The sequence below is a fragment of the Streptomyces aurantiogriseus genome (assembly GCF_014649375.1).
GTDB classification, from domain to species: Bacteria; Actinomycetota; Actinomycetes; order Streptomycetales; family Streptomycetaceae; genus Streptomyces; species Streptomyces aurantiogriseus.
Genome location: NZ_BMSX01000002.1, coordinates 386,035 through 403,060, shown reverse-complemented (window position 1 = coordinate 403,060; position 17,026 = coordinate 386,035). Strand labels below are relative to the sequence as shown.

The 17,026-nt window shown below is 72.3% G+C and carries 15 protein-coding genes; 9 read left to right on the top strand and 6 right to left on the bottom strand.

Annotated elements, in window-relative coordinates:
* Positions 1–63 precede the first annotated feature (63 nt).
* On the top strand, positions 64–906 hold the full coding sequence (locus IE263_RS05255) for a PaaX family transcriptional regulator (RefSeq protein ID WP_229910798.1): 843 nt from the start codon (positions 64–66) through the stop codon (positions 904–906).
* A 117-nt stretch (positions 907–1,023) separates the two neighbouring features.
* Here IE263_RS05255 and IE263_RS05250 read toward each other — a convergent pair whose 3' ends face one another.
* From IE263_RS05250 to IE263_RS05235, 4 genes are read right to left on the bottom strand one after another with little or no spacing between them, the layout of a single operon-like run.
* Positions 1,024–1,479 carry a MaoC family dehydratase gene (locus IE263_RS05250; RefSeq protein WP_189932668.1) on the bottom strand — a complete coding sequence of 152 codons (456 nt, stop codon included), beginning with the start codon at positions 1,477–1,479 and terminating at the stop codon, positions 1,024–1,026.
* A gap of 10 nt (positions 1,480–1,489) precedes the next feature.
* Positions 1,490–3,010, bottom strand: coding sequence for an acyl-CoA synthetase (locus IE263_RS05245; protein ID WP_189932666.1), 1,521 nt, complete (start codon positions 3,008–3,010; stop codon positions 1,490–1,492).
* Between the two features lie 12 nt (positions 3,011–3,022).
* On the bottom strand, positions 3,023–3,898 hold the full coding sequence (locus IE263_RS05240; RefSeq protein ID WP_189932664.1) for an amidohydrolase family protein: 876 nt from the start codon (positions 3,896–3,898) through the stop codon (positions 3,023–3,025).
* A gap of 11 nt (positions 3,899–3,909) precedes the next feature.
* Complete coding sequence (locus IE263_RS05235) at positions 3,910–4,827, bottom strand: SDR family NAD(P)-dependent oxidoreductase (protein ID WP_308430577.1); 918 nt, start codon at positions 4,825–4,827, stop codon at positions 3,910–3,912.
* 297 nt (positions 4,828–5,124) lie between these two features.
* On the opposite strand from IE263_RS05235, the gene IE263_RS05230 reads away from it, so the two are divergent.
* From IE263_RS05230 to IE263_RS05210, 5 genes are all read left to right on the top strand, one after another.
* Entirely contained in the window at positions 5,125–5,550 is a 426-nt protein-coding gene (locus IE263_RS05230; RefSeq protein WP_189933180.1) for a MarR family winged helix-turn-helix transcriptional regulator, read from the top strand.
* Between the two features lie 123 nt (positions 5,551–5,673).
* A complete protein-coding gene (locus IE263_RS05225; RefSeq protein ID WP_189932662.1) occupies positions 5,674–6,423 on the top strand; it encodes an IclR family transcriptional regulator in 750 nt (249 codons plus the stop codon).
* 85 nt (positions 6,424–6,508) lie between these two features.
* Positions 6,509–7,783 (top strand): sensor histidine kinase, encoded by a 1,275-nt coding sequence (locus IE263_RS05220; protein WP_189932660.1) that lies wholly within the window; start codon positions 6,509–6,511, stop codon positions 7,781–7,783.
* Entirely contained in the window at positions 7,780–8,466 is a 687-nt protein-coding gene (locus IE263_RS05215) for a response regulator (RefSeq protein WP_189932658.1), read from the top strand. Before IE263_RS05220 ends, IE263_RS05215 begins: the two co-directional genes overlap by 4 nt.
* Positions 8,463–8,900, top strand: a complete 438-nt coding sequence (locus IE263_RS05210; RefSeq protein WP_229910797.1) for a GNAT family N-acetyltransferase — start codon at positions 8,463–8,465, stop codon at positions 8,898–8,900. Before IE263_RS05215 ends, IE263_RS05210 begins: the two co-directional genes overlap by 4 nt.
* Before the next feature lie 3 nt (positions 8,901–8,903).
* Here IE263_RS05210 and IE263_RS05205 read toward each other — a convergent pair whose 3' ends face one another.
* On the bottom strand, positions 8,904–9,308 hold the full coding sequence (locus IE263_RS05205; protein WP_189932655.1) for a VOC family protein: 405 nt from the start codon (positions 9,306–9,308) through the stop codon (positions 8,904–8,906).
* A gap of 200 nt (positions 9,309–9,508) precedes the next feature.
* Here IE263_RS05205 and IE263_RS05200 point away from each other — a divergent pair, with 200 nt between their 5' ends.
* Together IE263_RS05200 and IE263_RS05195 are read left to right on the top strand one after the other, a co-directional pair.
* A complete protein-coding gene (locus IE263_RS05200) occupies positions 9,509–11,614 on the top strand; it encodes an MMPL family transporter (protein WP_189933176.1) in 2,106 nt (701 codons plus the stop codon).
* 836 nt (positions 11,615–12,450) lie between these two features.
* Entirely contained in the window at positions 12,451–13,854 is a 1,404-nt protein-coding gene (locus IE263_RS05195; protein WP_189932653.1) for a glycoside hydrolase family 16 protein, read from the top strand.
* Positions 13,855–13,906: 52 nt separating this feature from the next.
* Here IE263_RS05195 and IE263_RS05190 read toward each other — a convergent pair whose 3' ends face one another.
* A complete protein-coding gene (locus tag IE263_RS05190) occupies positions 13,907–14,794 on the bottom strand; it encodes a helix-turn-helix transcriptional regulator (RefSeq protein ID WP_189932651.1) in 888 nt (295 codons plus the stop codon).
* A 156-nt stretch (positions 14,795–14,950) separates the two neighbouring features.
* Between IE263_RS05190 and tkt the strand changes: the two genes are divergently transcribed.
* Positions 14,951–17,026: a transketolase gene (gene tkt, locus IE263_RS05185; protein ID WP_189932649.1), complete on the top strand. Its 2,076-nt coding sequence runs from the start codon at positions 14,951–14,953 to the stop codon at positions 17,024–17,026.

The window sequence follows — 17,026 nt, the reverse complement described above, 5'->3', positions numbered from 1 at the left end:
GCGAGGGGTACCGGACGAAAACCGGACCGGAGGGACCGGCGGGACCGGAGGTACCGTGGCCGCGTGACCACCGAAGAGTCGCTGCGGCCGCAGTCCCTGATGCTCACGTTCCTCGGCGAGCAGGTGCTCGGGCGCGCGGTGTGCGTGTACTCGGGCAGTGTGATCGACGTCTTCGCGCGCGCCGGAGTCGGCGAGCAGGCGACGCGCTCGACGCTGACCCGGATGGTGGGCCGTGGTCTGCTGCGCCGCCAGCGCGAGGGCCGCCGTATGTACTTCGGCCTGACCGAGCACTCCGAGGCCGTGCTGCGCGACGGCGAGCACCGCGTCTGGCAGACCGGCGCCGTCAACCGCCACTGGGACGGCACCTGGACCCTGCTCGGCTTCTCCCTGCCCGAGTCGTGGCAGCGCCAGCGGCACGACCTGCGCTCGAAGCTGACCTGGAGCGGCTTCGGCCCGCTGTTCGGCGGACTGTGGATCGCCCCCGGCGAGGTCGACGTGTCCGCGCTGGTGGCCGAACTCGGCCTGTCTGCCCATGTGAAGGTCTTCCGCGCCCACGCCGACACCGGCACCGACATCGGGGCGATGATCGAGGAGACCTGGGAGCTGACCGAACTCGCCCACCGCTACGAGGACTTCGTACGGCACTGGCAGCCGTGGCTCACCCGGTCCCCGCACCCGGACGACGCGCTCGCCCACCGGTTGCTGCTCCAGACGGAGTGGCTGCGGATCATCCGCCGTGACCCGCGGCTGCCGGTCGAGCACCTGCCCGGGGACTGGCCGGCGGAGCGGGCCGAGAAGACGTTCCGGTCGGTCCACGGCGCGCTGACCCCGCTCGCCGAGGAGGCCGCCGCGCACCTCATCGACCTCGTGCCCGCCCGGGACCACCCGGACGCCCCCGGCGCATGATCCGTCGACCGGCATGTTCCGGATGGCCAGGGGCTTCGAAGGGGGCCGCGCAGGCGCACCGGGGTGTGCACGGGGGCCCGGCCACGGCCCGGCCCCCCTCCGACCGCCTCCCGGCACTCAGGCGTAGAACCGCGACAGGCTCTGCAGTACCGCCGCCGGCTTCGCCCCGCCCTCGATCTCGATCGTGCCGTCGACGGTGATCTGCACCCCGCCCGGCACCTCCTCGACCTCGGCGAGCCTCCCCACCAGACGGATGCGGGAGCCGACCTTGACCGGGGAGGGGAACCGCACCTTGTTCAGGCCGTAGTTGACCTTCGTGGTCACGCCCTGGACGTCCAGCAGCTCGGTGAACAGCGGGATGAACAGGGAGAGGGTGAGGTAGCCGTGCGCGATGGGGGCGCCGAACGGGCCGTCCTTGGCGCGTTCGGGGTCGACGTGGATCCACTGGTGGTCGCCGGTGGCGTCGGCGAAGGTGTCGATGCGCTCCTGGGTGACCTCGATCCACTCGCTGGCGCCCAGATCGCTGCCGGCCAGCTTCTTCAGCTCGTCGAGGCCGTTGACGGTGATGCTCATATGCCGTTCCTCACTTGGGAGTCGATGCCGTGTTGGTGCCGTACCGGGAGCGCACCCGGGACTTCAGGAGCTTGCCGGAGGCGGTGCGCGGGAGTGCGTCCGCGACCACCACGGACTTGGGGATCTTGTACTTGGCGAGGCGGCCGGACAGGGAGGCCAGGATCTCGTCGGGGTCGATCGCGGCGCCCTCGCGGGGCACGACGACCGCGCGCGGCACCTCCCCCCACTTCTCGTCGGGCACGCCGATGACCGCGCACTCGACGATGTCGGGGTGGGCGAGGAGCAGGTCCTCGATCTCGGCGGGGTAGACGTTCTCCCCACCGGAGATGATCATGTCCTTTATACGGTCGACGATGTACACGTAACCGTCTTCGTCGACCCGGGCCGCGTCCCCGCTGCGGAACCAGCCGTCGCCGAAGGAGGCGGCCGTCTCCTCGGGCAGCCCCCAGTAGCCGGGCATGACGTGCGGGCCGCGCACGACCACCTCGCCGGTCTCGCCGACCTCGACGGGCGCCAGGTCGGGCCGGACGACCCGCACGTCGCTGAAGAAGTGCGGGACGCCGGCCGAGCCCGCCTTGCTGATCGCGTGCTCGGCGTCCAGGAAGAGGGTGCCGGGGGAGGCCTCGGTCATGCCGTAGCCCTGGAGGAAGGTGAGCCCTCGCTCCTGGTAGGCCGCGATCAGCGGGGTGGGGACCGGGGAGCCGCCGCAGGTGAGGATGCGCAGGGAGGACAGGTCGGCGTCCGGCCAGCGCGGGTGGCGGGCGATCTGGTCGAACATCGTCGGCACCCCGAACATGAAGGTGATGCGGTGCCGTTCGACCAGGTCGAAGGTGGCCTCCGGATCGAAGGCCTCGACCAGGACGCAGGTGCCGCCCTTCAGCAGCACCGGCAGCGTCAGCATGTTCAGGCCGGCCGTGTGGAACAACGGCGCGGAGACCAGGGCGCGTTCGTCGGCGATCAGGTCGGTGTCGACGAGGACGTTGATCGCGTTCCAGGTCAGGTTGCCGTGAGTGAGCATGGCACCCTTGGGCCGGCCGGTCGTGCCCGAGGTGTACATGATGATGCAGGTGTCGTCGGCGCCGACCGGCTCGTCGATCGGCTCGTCCGGCGCCGACGCCAGCGCCTCCTCGTACTCGGCGCCGACCTCGACGTAGGCCCGGACGTCGGTGTTGCCCGGCAGCCCGGCGACCAGGCCCGCGTGGGAGGGGCCGTAGACGAGGGCCTTGGCGCCGGAGTCGGCGAGCTGGTAGGCGATCTCGGGGCCGGCCAGGCGGGTGTTGAGCGGGACGAAGACCGCGCCGAGCGTGCCGGCCGCGAACAGGGTCTCCAGGTAGGAGGGGTGGTTCGGGCCGAGGTAGGCGATGCGGTCACCGCGGCGGACGCCCCTGGCGCGCAGGGCGTGGGCCAGGCGCGTGGTGCGTGTATGCAATGTGCGGTAGTCGGTCGACTGATCGCCGTGGACCAGGGCGGTGCGGTGCGGGGTCTTGCGGGCCCGGCGTGCGGGCCATGACCCCAGTCCCTCGTTGCGCATCGTTCAGGCCCCTTACGGTGTGGTCAGCCCGAGCAGACGGGCGGCGTTCTCCTTGAGGATCTTCGGCTTCACCTCGTCCTTGATCGTCAGCTTGTCGAAGTCGGCGAGCCAGCGGTCGGGGGTGAGGACGGGGAAGTCGGAGCCGAAGAGCACCTTGTCCTTCAGCAGTGTGTTCGCGTACTGCACGAGCTGCGGCGGGAAGTACTTCGGCGACCAGCCGGACAGGTCGATGTGCACGCCCGGCTTGTGCGTGGCGACGGCCAGGGCCTCGTCCTGCCAGGGGAAGGACGGGTGCGCCAGGATGATCTTCAGGTGCGGGAAGTCGGCGGCGACGTCGTCCACGTGCAGCGGGTTGGAGTACTTCAGGCGGATCCCGCCCCCACCCGGGACGCCGGCGCCGATGCCGGTCTGGCCCGTGTGGAACAGGGCGATCGTGCCCGTCTCCTCGATCACCTCGTACAGGTCGTACGCGATCGCGCGGTCGTTGGGGAAGAAGCCCTGGATGCTGGGGTGGAACTTGAAGCCCCTCACCCCGTACTCCTCGACCAGGCGGCGGGCCTGCCGCACGCCCGCCTTCCCCCGGAAGGGGTCGATGGAGGCGAAGGGGATGAGGACGTCCGCGTTGGCGGCGGCCGCCTCGGCGACCTCCTCGTTGGGGACGGGGGCCGTGCCGGTCGCGGACTCGGCGTCCACCGTGAAGATCACGGCGGCCATCTTCCGCTCGCGGTAGTAGGCGGCCGTCTCCTCCAGGGTCGGCTTGCGCTTGCCCTCGACCTTGAAGTAGGCGGAGGAGGCGTCGTGCAGGTCCTCGTCCAGGGACGAGTGACCCTTGGAGGAGACCTCCGCGTGGGTGTGGACGTCGATGGCGACGAGGTCGTCGACGTTCATCGAGCGCTCCATCACGCCTCCGGGAACTTGGGCGCCGGGATGCCGACCGTCTGGAGTTCGGCGCCGACCGAGGTGGGGAAGGCGTCGGCCAGGCTCTCGGGGGTCCAGCCGCCGTCGGCGTAGGCCGCGCGGATCTCCTGCGGATGCGACCAGAGTGCCACCTTGTCGCCGCCGATGCCGATGGCCTGGCCGGTGAGGGAGCGGGCGGCCTCGGAGGCGAGGAACGGGACCAGGGCCGCGCAGTCCTCGGGGGTGCCGAAGCCCTCGCCCTTGCGGAGGAAGTCGGGGAGCGGCTCGCCGTTCTTCATGGCCTCGATGTACGGGGCGAAGGCGGGGATGGTCTCGGTCATCGCCGTCGCGGCGACCGGGACGATCGCGTTGACGGTGATGTTCGCGCGGGCCAGCTCCATGGACCAGGTGCGGGCGAAGGCGGCGATGCCGGCCTTGGCGGCGGCGTAGTTCGTCTGGCCGAAGTTGCCGCGCTGGCCGGCCGGGGAGCCGACCAGGATCAGCGTGCCGCCCTCGCCCTGCTCGCGCATACGGATCGCGGCGGCGCGGGCGCAGGTGAAGGTGCCCTTGAGGTGGGTGGCGATCACCGCGTCGAAGTCGTCGTCGGTCATCTTCCACAGCACCTTGTCGCGCAGGATGCCCGCGTTGGTGACGAGGACGTCGAGCCGCCCGAACTCCTCGACCGCGCGGCCCACCAGCCGGTCCGCGGCCTCGGAGGTACCGACCGGGACGACCTCGGCGACGGCCTTGCCGCCCGCCTCGGTGATGGACTTCACGGCCGCCTCGGCCACGGCGTCGTCGACGTCGTTGACCACCACGGAGGCGCCGTGAGCGGCCAGGGCCTGGGCGTACGCGAGGCCGAGGCCCCGGCCGCTGCCGGTGACGACGGCGACTTTGCCGGTGAGATCGATGCTGGGCACGGGGGGAGTCCCTTCACGCAGTGAGCGGTGACACGGGTGAGCGGCCGGCGACACGCGGGGGCGGCTCGGGACGCACAGGGGTGCGGCTCGCGAGTCGCCTACGGTGCGGCCTCTGCGAGATCGAAGCTAAGAGCAATAATTGTTGTCGTCAATAGTTGTTGCCGACCTGCGGGTGCGCCATGCTGGAATCTGCCACGACGAACCCGCCCCCACGGGGCCGAGACCAGGGAGCCCGCCATCGCCCGCCAGCACGACGCCGTGAACGCCGCCACCCCGATCGACGCGGACGAGCCGTGGATGCGCGGGCTGCACGCGGACACGGGCTACCTGCTCTACCGCCTGGGCCTGCGCTCGGGGCAGCTGTTCAACACGTTCCTGCAGGCGTCGGGGCTGCGTCTGCGCCACTACGCGGTGCTGCGCTTCCTGGCCACCGCCGAGGGCGCGCTCCAGCGCGAACTGAGCGCACGGCTCGGCTACGACCCGAGCGCCATCGTCGGCCTGGTCGACGACCTGGAGAAGCTGGGCTTCGCCGAACGCCGCCCGGCCCCGGACGACCGCCGCAGCCGGATCGTCGCCCTCACCGAGGACGGCCGCGCCTTCCTGCGCGGCACCGACGCGGCGGGCCTGCGCGTGACGAACGAGCTGCTGGCCCCCCTCGACCAGGCCGAACGCGAGACGCTGCACGCCCTGCTGCTGCGCATCGCGGAGGACGGCCTCAGCTGAAGTTGCGACCCCACCCCCGTGCGATCCGCCGCGCCCGTGCGATCCGCCGCCCCCGCGCGGGAAGGAACACCGCAGTGACCGTGAAGTCGCCACAGCGACAGTGAAGTCGAGGAACCTGATGCCATGACCGCCACCCGCTCCGCGCCCGACCGGCTGCTGTCCGTGCTCGCCGCGTTCGACCACGCGCACCCGGCGCTGTCCCTCACCGACATCAGCCGGCGGGCCGGGCTGACCCTCACCACCGCGCACCGGCTCGTGGCCGCCCTCACCGAGTGGGGCGCCCTGGAGCGGGACGAGTCCGGCGCGTACCACGTCGGGCTGCGGCTGTGGGAGGTCGCGGCGCTCGCCCCGCGCGGCCTGGCCCTGCGCCAGGCCGCACTGCCCTACCTGGAGGACCTGTACGAGGCCACGCACGAGAACGTGCAGCTGGCGGTGCGGGACGGCTCCGAGGTCGTGTACACCGAGTGGCTCTCCGGGCATTCGGCGGTCGGCGTCCGCATCCGCGTCGGCGCCCGCTGGCCGCTGCACGTCACCGGCGTCGGCCTCGTCCTGCTGGCGCACGGCGGAGCGGAACTGCAGGAGGCCTACTGCGCCGCTCCGTTGGCCTCCTGCACCGACCACACGATCACCGACCCCGCGCGGCTGCGCCGGGTACTGGCCGAAGTACGGCGCACCGGGGTGGCGGTGAGCGAGCGTCAGGTCACCGACGACGCCCTGTCGGTGGCCGCTCCGGTGCGCGGGCCCGGCGGTGCGGTGGTCGCCGCCGTGTCGGTCGTCGTGCCGTACGCGGACGCGCAGGTGCCGGTGCTGGTGCCTGCGGTGCGGCTCGCGGCGCGCGGGATCTCGCGGGCACTGGGCTGGCAGCCGGACTGACCACCCCGCATATCCCTCTCACCGGTGAGGACCCGGCGCGGGCGCCTCGCGATACTGGAACGGCCCTTGCCCCGAGGAGCCGCCCATGCAGTCACCCGATCGCCCGCCCGTCCCCGACCGTCCCCGGACGGGGCGGGCCCGGCCGTCCGGCCGACTCCGGTTCGCCCAAGCCTGGTTCAGGGCCACCGTGGCCCGATGGCGTTCGGCGAACCCGTACGCCGTCGACGCCGCGCTCGCCGCGCTGGTGCTGTTCGCGGCCTCCCTGCAGTGGATGTTCCCCGACGAGGGCGGCGAGCGGCTGACCTGGCAGGGCTGGCTGCTGGGCGCCGGCACCGCCGTGCCGCTGGTGTGGCGCCGGCGGGCGCCGTTCGCGACCGCGTGCGCGGTGTCGGTGGCCACCACGGCGCAGGCGCTCCACCACGCCCCGCCGCCCGACGTGATGTACGGCGGCCTGGTCGTCCTCTACACGACGGCCGCCCTGTGCGCCCCGGGGCAGCGCCGGTTCATGCTGGTGGGCTGGCTGATCGGCGTCGCCGTCACCATGCGGCACGAGCACGGCGCCGATCCCTACGAGTACGCCTTCCAGCTCCTCAGCGTGGTCTGCGCGTACGCGCTCGGCATGCTCGCCCGTGTCCAGCGCGCCTACGCCGCCGAACTGGAGGACCGGGCCCGCAGGCTGGAGCGGGAGCGGACCGCGGACACCGAGCGGGCGCGGGCGCAGGAACGGGCCCGGATCGCACGGGACATGCACGACATCCTCGCGCACGCGGTGAGCCTGATGGTGGTGCAGGCGGAGGCCGGGCCGGTCGTCGTGCGCAGTGATCCGGCGCGTGCGGAGGCCGCGTTCGACGCGATCGCGTCGACCGGACGGGACGCGATGACACAGTTGCGGCGGATCCTCGGCGTCCTCAAGGAGGAGACGGGCGGGACGATTTCGCCGAGGTCACCGCGGCCGGGGGTGGCCGCACTCGGCGAACTGGTCCGCCAGGTCGCCGAATCCACCGGCCTGCACACCGAGTTGCGTACCTCGGGCGCGTCACACCCGCTGCCCCCGGACACCGAGGTCGCCGCCTACCGGGTGGTGCAGGAGGCGCTCACCAACACCGTCAAGCACGCGTACGCTTCCTCCGCGGTCGTCGAACTCGACTGGACGGAGGACGGGTTGACCCTGACGGTGACGGACGACGGGCGGGGCCCCGCGACAGGCGCGGACGGCGACGGCGGGCACGGGCTGATCGGCATCCGTGAGCGGGCTTCCGCCTGCGGAGGTGCGGCCGAGGCCGGGCGCGGTCCCGACGGCGGCTTCCGGGTCGTCGTACGGCTGCCGACGGCTGTCGAGCGGCAGGCGGCTCTGGGGTGAGCATCCGGGTGGTCGTCGCCGACGACCAGGAACTGGTGCGCAGCGGCTTCAGCATGATCCTCGAGGCGCAGCCGGACATCGAGGTGGTCGCCGAGGCCGGCGACGGGGAGCAGGCGGTGGCCGCGGTGGAACGGCACACGCCGGACGTGGCGCTCCTCGACATCCGCATGCCGGTCGTGGACGGCCTGGAGGCGGCCCGGCGGATCTGCGCCCGGTCCGGCTGCCGGGTGGTCATGCTGACCACGTTCGGCCTCGACGAGTACGTGTACGAGGCACTGTACGCGGGCGCCAGCGGCTTCCTGCTGAAGGACGTACGGCGCGACGACCTCGTGCACGCCGTGCGGGTCGTCGCGGCCGGCGACTCGCTGCTCGCGCCCGCGGTGACCCGCCGGCTGGTCGCGGACCTCGTGCGCCGGCGCCGCGAGGAGGCCGCCGCCGAGGTCACCCCGCAGCGCCTCGACGTGCTCACCGCCCGCGAGGTGGAGACCCTGCGGATGCTGGCCCGCGGCCTGTCCAACGCGGAGATCGCCACGGCGCTGTTCGTCAGCGAGCACACCGTCAAGACCCATGTCAGCAATGTGCTGGGCAAGTTGGGGCTGAGGGACCGGGTGCAGGCGGTGATCTGCGCGTACGAGACGGGGCTGGTGACGCCGGGGATGTCCGGCGACAAGGGGCGATCGTGATCGAAACCGGTTCCCTGCTCCCGTCGGACCGTGCCGCCTGGGAAGTGCTGGCGCGCGGCTACAAGGCGTTCTACCGCACCGAGGTGCCCGACGACGGGTACGAGGAGATGTGGCGGCGGCTGCGGGACGGGACGGAGGTGCACGCCTTCGCCGCCCGCGCGGACGGCAAGCTGGTCGGGATCGCGCACTACCTGTTCCACACCACGGGCTGGATGGCGGACAGCTGCTACCTCCAGGACCTGTTCGTCGACGAGGCGGCGCGCGGCCGGGGCGTGGCACGGGCGCTGATCGAGCACGTCGCGGGGGCGGCCCGCGCGCGGGGCGCCGCCCGCCTGTACTGGACCACCCAGGAGGACAACACCACGGCACGCGCCCTGTACGACAGGCTGGCCCGCTTCAACGGGTTCGTCCGCTACGACTATCCGCTCGCGTAGTCCCTAGCCGTCCAACTCCTCGAACAGGGTCAACTGCAGGGCGGCCGGCGCGTCGAGGCGTGCGTTCAGCGAGTTCCACGGGGTGCGGGTCGGCTCGGCGATCACCTCCGCGCCCGCCGCGGCGAGTCTTGCTGTCACGGAGGCGGAGTCGTCCACCTGGAAGGCGACCCGGATGTGCCCGGCGACGCGGCGGCCGACCTCGACGTCGTCGATGAAGGCCGCGTGGTTCGGGTCGGTCAACTCCAGGGTGGCGCGGCCGGCTTCGAGGATGGTGACCCGTCCGTCGGGCGAGGAGAACGCGGCCCGCTCGGGCAGGCCGAGGACGTCGCGGTAGAAGCGCAGGGCCTCGTCGTAGTCGTCCGCCGTGACCACCAGCCGGAGTTCGCGGACTGTGGGCTCGTCTGCCATGGGCGCTCCTCGAAGATCGCGGGTGTCGTGAGGATCAACTCCCGTACCGCCCCGTTTGTTTCCTCCCTCGCGGGAGTGAGCCCCGTGCCCGACTCCCCCGTACGGCGGAGGCCTCGAAACCGCTCCCTCCGGCGATCCGGTGGGCGCCCCTCCCGCACGAGGCTGAGGGCATGTCAACCGATGCCCCGCCGGGAGGGACCGTGCTGTCCACACTCGCCCGGGCGGCGACCCGTCGCCCGCTCACCGTCATCCTGTTCTGGGTGCTCTTTCTGCTGCTCGGCTTCGGCCTGGGCACCGGCGTCTTCGGGCGCCTGTCGGACAACGTGGCCGAGGTGCCGGGTACGGAGTCGGAGGCGGCCGCACGGTACCTCGACCGCGTCGACCCCGCCGGGGAGTCGATCACCGCCGTCGTCGAGGGCGTCGCCGTGGCCGACCCCGGTCTGCGCGCGCAGGTCGAGTGGGCCGTCACCCAGGTCCGTACGATCGCCGGCGTCGCCGCCGTACCCGATCCGTACGCGACACCCGGTCTGACCGCCGAGGACGGGCGGGCGTTGATCATCCCTGTCACCCTCGACGGCGGTCTGGACGACGAAGCCGAGGAGAAGGCCGTCGACGCGGCGGCGGCCCGGATCCAGCGGATCGACGCGCCCGAGGTCCATGTCAGCGGCGGCCCGTTGCTCGGCACGCAGATCGGCGAGCGGGCCCAGGCGGACGTGCGCAACGCGGAGTTGATCTCGCTGCCCGTCGTCCTGGCCCTGCTGCTGGTGGTGTTCGGCGGACTGCGCGCGGCCGCGCTGCCGCTGGTGATCGCGGCGAGCGGGATCGCGGGCGCGTTCCTCGCGCTGTTCGCTTTCAGCGAGGTCACCGACATCTCCGTCTACGCGATCCAGGTGACCACCATGCTGGGCCTCGGACTCGCCGTGGACTACGCCCTGTTGATGCTGGTGCGCTTCCGCGAGGAGCGCCGGGACACCGAGGACGTCGCCCTGGCCGTGCACCGCACGGTCACCGCGGCCGGCCGGACCGTGCTGTTCTCCGGGCTGACGGTGGCGGTCAGTCTCACCGGGCTGCTGGTCTTCCCGAGCACGTTCCTGCGCAGCATGGGGCTGGCGGTGGCCGCCGTGGTCGTCGTCGACATGCTGGCGGCGGTGACGCTGCTGCCCGCGCTGCTCGCCCGTTTCGGCGGGCGGATCGCCCCGGCGAAGGTCCGCCCCGAGGGCGAGGAGGGCCGCGTCTTCGCCCGCCTGGCCCGCTTCTCGGCCCGCAACCGGGTCGCCGTCCTGGCGGCGGTCGTCCCCGCCCTGCTCGTCCTCGCCCTGCCCGTCGCCGGCATGAGGATCAATCTCGGCGACGCCCAGCAGCTCCCCTCGAACACCGAGGCACGCCGGCTGTACGACACGGTCGGCGCGCACTTCCCGGCGGGCACCGGTGTCTCCCCTGTCATCGTCGTCCTGAAGCCGGGCACGAGCGCGTCGACCGTCGACCGTATACACGCCCTCTCTCCGCGCGCCGTCTCCCGCGACCTGCCGGACGGCACGACGGTGGTGGAGCTGCCGCCGGCCGGCAGCGTCGACGGCAAGGCCGCCACCGACCTGGTGGAACGGGTACGGAACCTCCGAGGCGACGAGCCCGTGCAGGTCACCGGCACCGCGGCCCGCCTGGTCGACTTCCGTGCGATGCTCGCCGACCGGGCGCCCTGGGCGGCCGTGACCGTCCTGGCCGGGATCTTCGCCCTGCTGTTCGCCTTCACCGGCTCGGTGTTGCTCCCGCTGCGCACCATCGCGACCACCCTGCTCAGCCTGGGCGCGGCGCTCGGCGCGGTGGTGTGGGTCTTCCAGGACGGCCACCTGGCCGGCCTCCTCGGCGCGGAGGGCCTCGGCTCGCTCAGTCTCACCGCCCCGCCGCTGATCGTCGCGATCGCCTTCGGCCTCGCCATGGACTACGAGTTGTTCATCCTGGCCCGGATGCGCGAGGCCCGGCAGCTGACCGACGACGACCGGGAGGCCGTGGTCACCGGCCTGCGCCGCTCCGGCCGGGTGGTCACCTGCGCGGCCCTGCTGCTCGCCGTCGTCTTCGGCGCGTTCATGACCGGCGGCTTCTCCCCCATCCTCCAGATCGGCCTCGGCCTCACCCTCGCGGTCCTCGTCGACGCCACCGTCGTCCGCATGCTGCTCGTCCCGGCGACGATGGCCGTGCTGGGCCGACGCGCCTGGTGGGCACCGGCCGCGCTGCGGCGGGCACACGAGCGGTTCGGCCTGCGGGAGGAGCAGCCGACCGCGGTCCCCCGGGCGACGACGAGCGTCTGACGCCCGGCACCACGAACCGCCTGGACGTCCGGGCGCGGGTCTCCTCACGCCCGGCACCACGAACCACCCGGCATCCGGGCGCTGGTCCCTTCACGCCCGGCGCCGGGAACCCTCCGGTCCATCCGAGCAGGGACCACCTGCGCCCCGCGCCGCGGACCATCCCGCCGACCGGGCGCGGACCACCTCACGCCCGGCACCACGAACCACCCGGCCATCCGGGAGCCGTAGGCCGGAGGATCCGCTGGATGCCGCGCCCGCCCAGCCCGCCCGGCCATGCGGGCGCGGCGGACCACCGGCTCGCCGGATGCCGTGGCCCGCCCGGCCCGGCCCGCCCGACCCGCCCGGCCCGCCCGGCCCGCCGGATGAACCTGCCCGGACCGCCCGGACCACCACGCCCACCAAGCAGTCCCCTCGCTCCACCCGGGCCCGGCACCCCGGCCCGGCCCGGCCCCGTCCCGCGCAACCGCCTCTCCGCGCGCCCTGCGAGCCTCCGAAAGACACCGTTCCCTCCAGGACACCCCGCTGCGACCGGCCGGCATGCGGCTCGCGAGCCCGCTGACGCCGGCGCCGGCCCCCGGCCCTGGTCCAGGGCGAAACCCGCCCGCCGCCCGGGGCAGCGCCGCAACAAGCAAGAAACCGGCCGCCCGCCCCGGCGGGGGCGCCCGCCCCATCCCTGTGTTCATCCGGTGAACTCACCTGCGACGCAAGGGATTTCTCCGTTACACCTCTTGACGGCCGGGGTGGCCGAGAGCACATTGGGCCCACTTTGAGAGCGCTCTCAGAGTGCTCTCAAAGGCACCCGCGCTTCATCACCCCGTACCCGAGAGGCACTCCCCATGAGCGAAACCTCCGGCATACCCCGCAGACGGCGCCCCCTGCGGCGGGCGCTCGTCGCCGTCCTGAGCACCCTGGGTCTGGCGGCCGTCGCCGCCACGGCCGTCACCCTGCCCGCGAACGCCTCCGCGCCCACGCCCCCGGCGGGCTGGACGCAGGTCTTCCTCGACGACTTCAACGGCGCCGCGGGCACCGGCGTCAACACCTCCAACTGGCAGTACGCCACCGGAACTTCGTATCCGGGCGGCCCGGCCAACTGGGGCACCGGCGAGGTCGAGACGATGACGAACAGCACCAGCAACGTCTCGCTCGACGGCAACGGCAACCTGCGCATCACCCCGCTGCGCGACTCCGCCGGCCGCTGGACCTCGGGCCGTATCGAGACCAACCGCACGGACTTCCAGCCCCCGTCCGGCGGCAGGTTGCGCGTCGAGGCGCGGCTGCAGATGCCGAACGTCACCGGTACGGCCGCCGAGGGCTACTGGCCGGCGTTCTGGATGCTGGGCGCTCCCTACCGCGGCAACTACCAGAACTGGCCTGCGGTCGGCGAGCTGGACATCATGGAGAACGTCCAGGGCCTGAACCGGGTCTGGGCGACCCTGCACTGCGGCACCAACCCGGGCGGCCCGTGCAACGAGACCAGCGGCATCGGCAACTACACCGCCTGTCCCAACACCACGTGCCAGTCCGGCTTCCACACCTACACGATGGAGTGGGACCGCTCGGTGACCCCCGAGGCGATCCGCTTCCTCGTCGACGGCGTCACCTTCCACACCGTCACCGCGAACCAGGTCGACGCGACGACCTGGAACAACGCCACCAACCACGGCTTCTTCATCATCCTCAACGTGGCGATGGGCGGCGCCTTCCCCGACGCCTTCGGCGGTGGCCTGGACGCTGACACCCGCTCGGGCGTCCCCATGGTCGTGGACTACGTGCAGGTGCTCCAGGCCTCGGGCGGTGGGAGCGGTACCACGCCGCCCCCGTCCGGCAGCCGCGACGCCTACGCCGCCATCCAGGCCGAGTCCTACGACGGTCAGTCCGGCGTGAGCACCGAGACCACCACCGACACCGGAGGCGGTCAGAACATCGGTTCCCTCGCGAACGGCGACTGGGCACTCTTCCGGGGCGTCACCTTCGGTTCCACGGCGGCCACCCAGTTCTACGGCCGGGTCGCGAGCGGCGCGGCGAGCGGCGTCAGCGGTCTGGTCGAGGTGCGCCTGGACAGCCGTGGCAACGCACCCGTCGGAAGTTTCGCGGTGGGCAACACGGGCGGCTGGCAGTCATGGCGGACGATCCCGGCGAACATCACCTCGGTCACCGGCACCCATGACGTCTATCTGACCTTCACCAGCGGTCAGCCCTCGGACTTCGTGAACGTGAACTGGTTCAACTTCGGTCGCTGACAAGGCAGTCGGGGGCGCAGGGCCCGAGGCCGACGGACGACCCGGCGGCGTTCTAGCGCAGTTCCGCGCGGAACGCCGCCGGTGTCATGTCCGTGTGCTGATGGAAGAACTTGGAGAAGTTCGCCGGGTCGGGGAAGCCCACCGCCGCGCCGACCCGGCCGATCGGCAGGTCCGTGTGGGCCAGCAGCCGCTTCGCCTCCAGGACGACCCGCTTGTCGATGAAACCCTTGGGTGTCTCGCCGGTGGCGGCGCGGACCGCGCGGACGAGGGTGCGGCGGGAGTAACCGAGCGCGTCGGCGTAGGCGCTGACGCTGTGGTTGGTGGCGAAGTCCCGCTCCACGGCGTCCCGGAAGAGGGTGAAGGTGGTGTCGCCCTGGCGGCGGGCCGCCTCCGCGGAGCTGGCCGCGAGGTGCGCCAGGCGCAGCAGGAACGCGGTGAGGGAGTGCCGCAGCACCGAGGTGTGCAGGCTCGGCGGCAGGGTCGCGGTGTCCTCGTACTCGCGTTGCAGGTACGCGAGGGCCGCGCGCAGGCCGGCCGACTGGGCCTCGTCGGGGTGGAGCAGGGGCGCGAGGTCGTAGCGGTACAGGCCGGTGGCCTCGACGGTGGCGCGGGGCAGGAAGCCGGGCTGCATGGCGAGGACGGTTCCGCGGTACTCGCTCGTCTTCGAGAAGCGGTGGACCTGGCCCGGGCGGATCCACAGCACGTCGCCGGCCGTCGCCTCGTACTCGGCGAAGTCGATCATGTGACGGACGGGGCCGTCGGTGAAGAGCAGCACGACGTGGAAGTCGATCCGGTGCACGCGGTACAGGGGTGCGTCGGCGTGCCAGCGGCGACCGGCGCCCATGGGGCCGACCTGCATGCCGACGCCGCCGACGCTGAGGTCGACCGGGAAGGGGAACGTTCTGATCCCGCCGGCGTCCTGGAGCGTTCTGTCCACCATGTCCGTCTCGTGCCGCCTCGATCGCGCCCTGGACCCGTCCGGGTGTCCCACTTTCACCACAGCCTGACACACAGGGACCTTCCGCCGAAAAAATCAGACTTTTAGTTTTGAACGCGCCAGACCAGCAACTTCGCTCTCACCGAGGACTTCTTGAAGATGAGCAGGCAGACACCGGACAGCTTGGAATGGACCGAACTCGACCGGCGCGCCGTCGACACCGCCCGTGTCCTGGCCGCGGACGCCGTCCAGAAGGTCGGCAACGGTCATCCCGGCACCGCGATGGCGCTGGCCCCGGCCGCGTACACGATCTTTCAGAAGGTGATGCGGCACGATCCGGCGGACCCCGAGTGGACCGGGCGTGACCGCTTCGTCCTCTCCCCCGGCCACACCTCGCTGACCCTCTACACGCAGCTGTTCCTCTCCGGCTACGAGGTCGAGCTGGACGATCTGAAGGCGTTCCGGACGCACGGGTCGAAGACGCCCGGGCACCCCGAGTACGGGCACACCGCGGGCGTCGAGACCACCACCGGCCCGCTCGGCCAGGGCGTCGCCAACGCCGTCGGCATGGCGATGGCCGCCCGCTACGAGCGCGGTCTGTTCGACCCCGAGGCCCCCGAGGGCACCTCGCCGTTCGACCACACGATCTGGGCGATCGTCTCCGACGGCGACCTCCAGGAGGGTGTCTCCGCCGAGGCCTCCTCGCTCGCCGGCCACCAGCGGCTCGGCAACCTCGTCTTCCTCTACGACGACAACCACATCTCCATCGAGGGCGACACCGCGACCGCGTTCTCCGAGGACGTGCTGAAGCGGTACGAGGCGTACGGCTGGCACGTGCAGCGGATCGAGCCGCAGGAGGACGGCGACGTCGACGTGCACGCCCTGTACGCGGCGCTGAAGGCGGCGCAGGCCGAGACCGGGCGGCCATCGATCATCGCGATGCGCACGATCATCGCCTGGCCCGCCCCGAACGCGCAGAACACCGAGGCCTCCCACGGCTCCGCGCTCGGCGCGGACGAGGTGGCCGCCACCAAGCGCGTCCTCGGCTTCGACCCGGAGCGGTCCTTCGAGGTGGCCGACGAGGTCCTCGCCCACACCCGCGCCGCCCTCGACCGGGGCGCCGAGGCCCACGCGGCCTGGGACAAGCAGCTCGACAAGTGGCGCGGCGCCGACCCCGAGCGCGCGCGGCTCTTCGACCGGGTCGTCGCCGGTCAGCTCCCCGAGGGCTGGGAGGACGCCCTGCCGGTGTTCGAACCCGGCCACTCCGTCGCCACCCGCGCGGCCTCCGGCAAGGTCCTCCAGTCGCTCGGCGCGGTCCTCCCCGAGCTGTGGGGCGGCTCCGCCGACCTGGCCGGCTCCAACAACACCACCATCGACAAGACCTCGTCCTTCCTGCCGGTGGGCAACCCGCTGCCGGAGGCGAACCCGTACGGCCGCACGGTCCACTTCGGCATCCGCGAGTTCTCGATGGCCGCCGAGATGAACGGCATCGCCCTGCACGGCAACACCCGGGTCTACGGCGGCACCTTCCTGGTGTTCTCCGACTACATGCGCAACGCGGTGCGGATGTCGGCGCTGATGCAGCTGCCGGTGACGTACGTCTGGACCCACGACTCCGTCGGCCTCGGCGAGGACGGCCCGACCCATCAGCCGGTCGAGCACCTCGCGTCACTGCGGGCCATCCCCGGCCTGAACGTCGTCCGCCCGGCCGACGCCAACGAGACGGCGATCGCCTGGGCCGAGATCCTCCGGCGCCACGCCACCCACCCGGCCCCGCACGGCCTGGCCCTCACCCGGCAGGGCGTGCCCACGTACGCGCCCAACCCGGAGGCGGCGAAGGGCGGTTACGTCCTGCAGGAGTCGTCGAAGGAGACCCCGGACGTCGTCATCGTCGCCACCGGCTCCGAGGTGCAGCTCGCGGTCGCCGCGCGGGAGCGGCTCGAGGCCGAGGGGATCGGCACCCGGGTGGTGTCGATGCCGTCCGTGGAGTGGTTCGAGGAGCAGCCGCGTGCGTACCGGGACAGCGTGCTTCCGCCGTCGGTGAAGGCCCGCGTCGCGGTGGAGGCGGGCATCGGCCTCACGTGGTACCGGTTCGTGGGCGACGCGGGACGGATCGTCTCCCTCGAGCACTTCGGCGCCTCCGCCGACGCGAAGACGCTGTTCGCCGCGTACGGCTTCACCCCCGAGAACGTCGCCGCCGCAGCCCGGGAATCCCTTACTGCCGCGCGTGGTTGA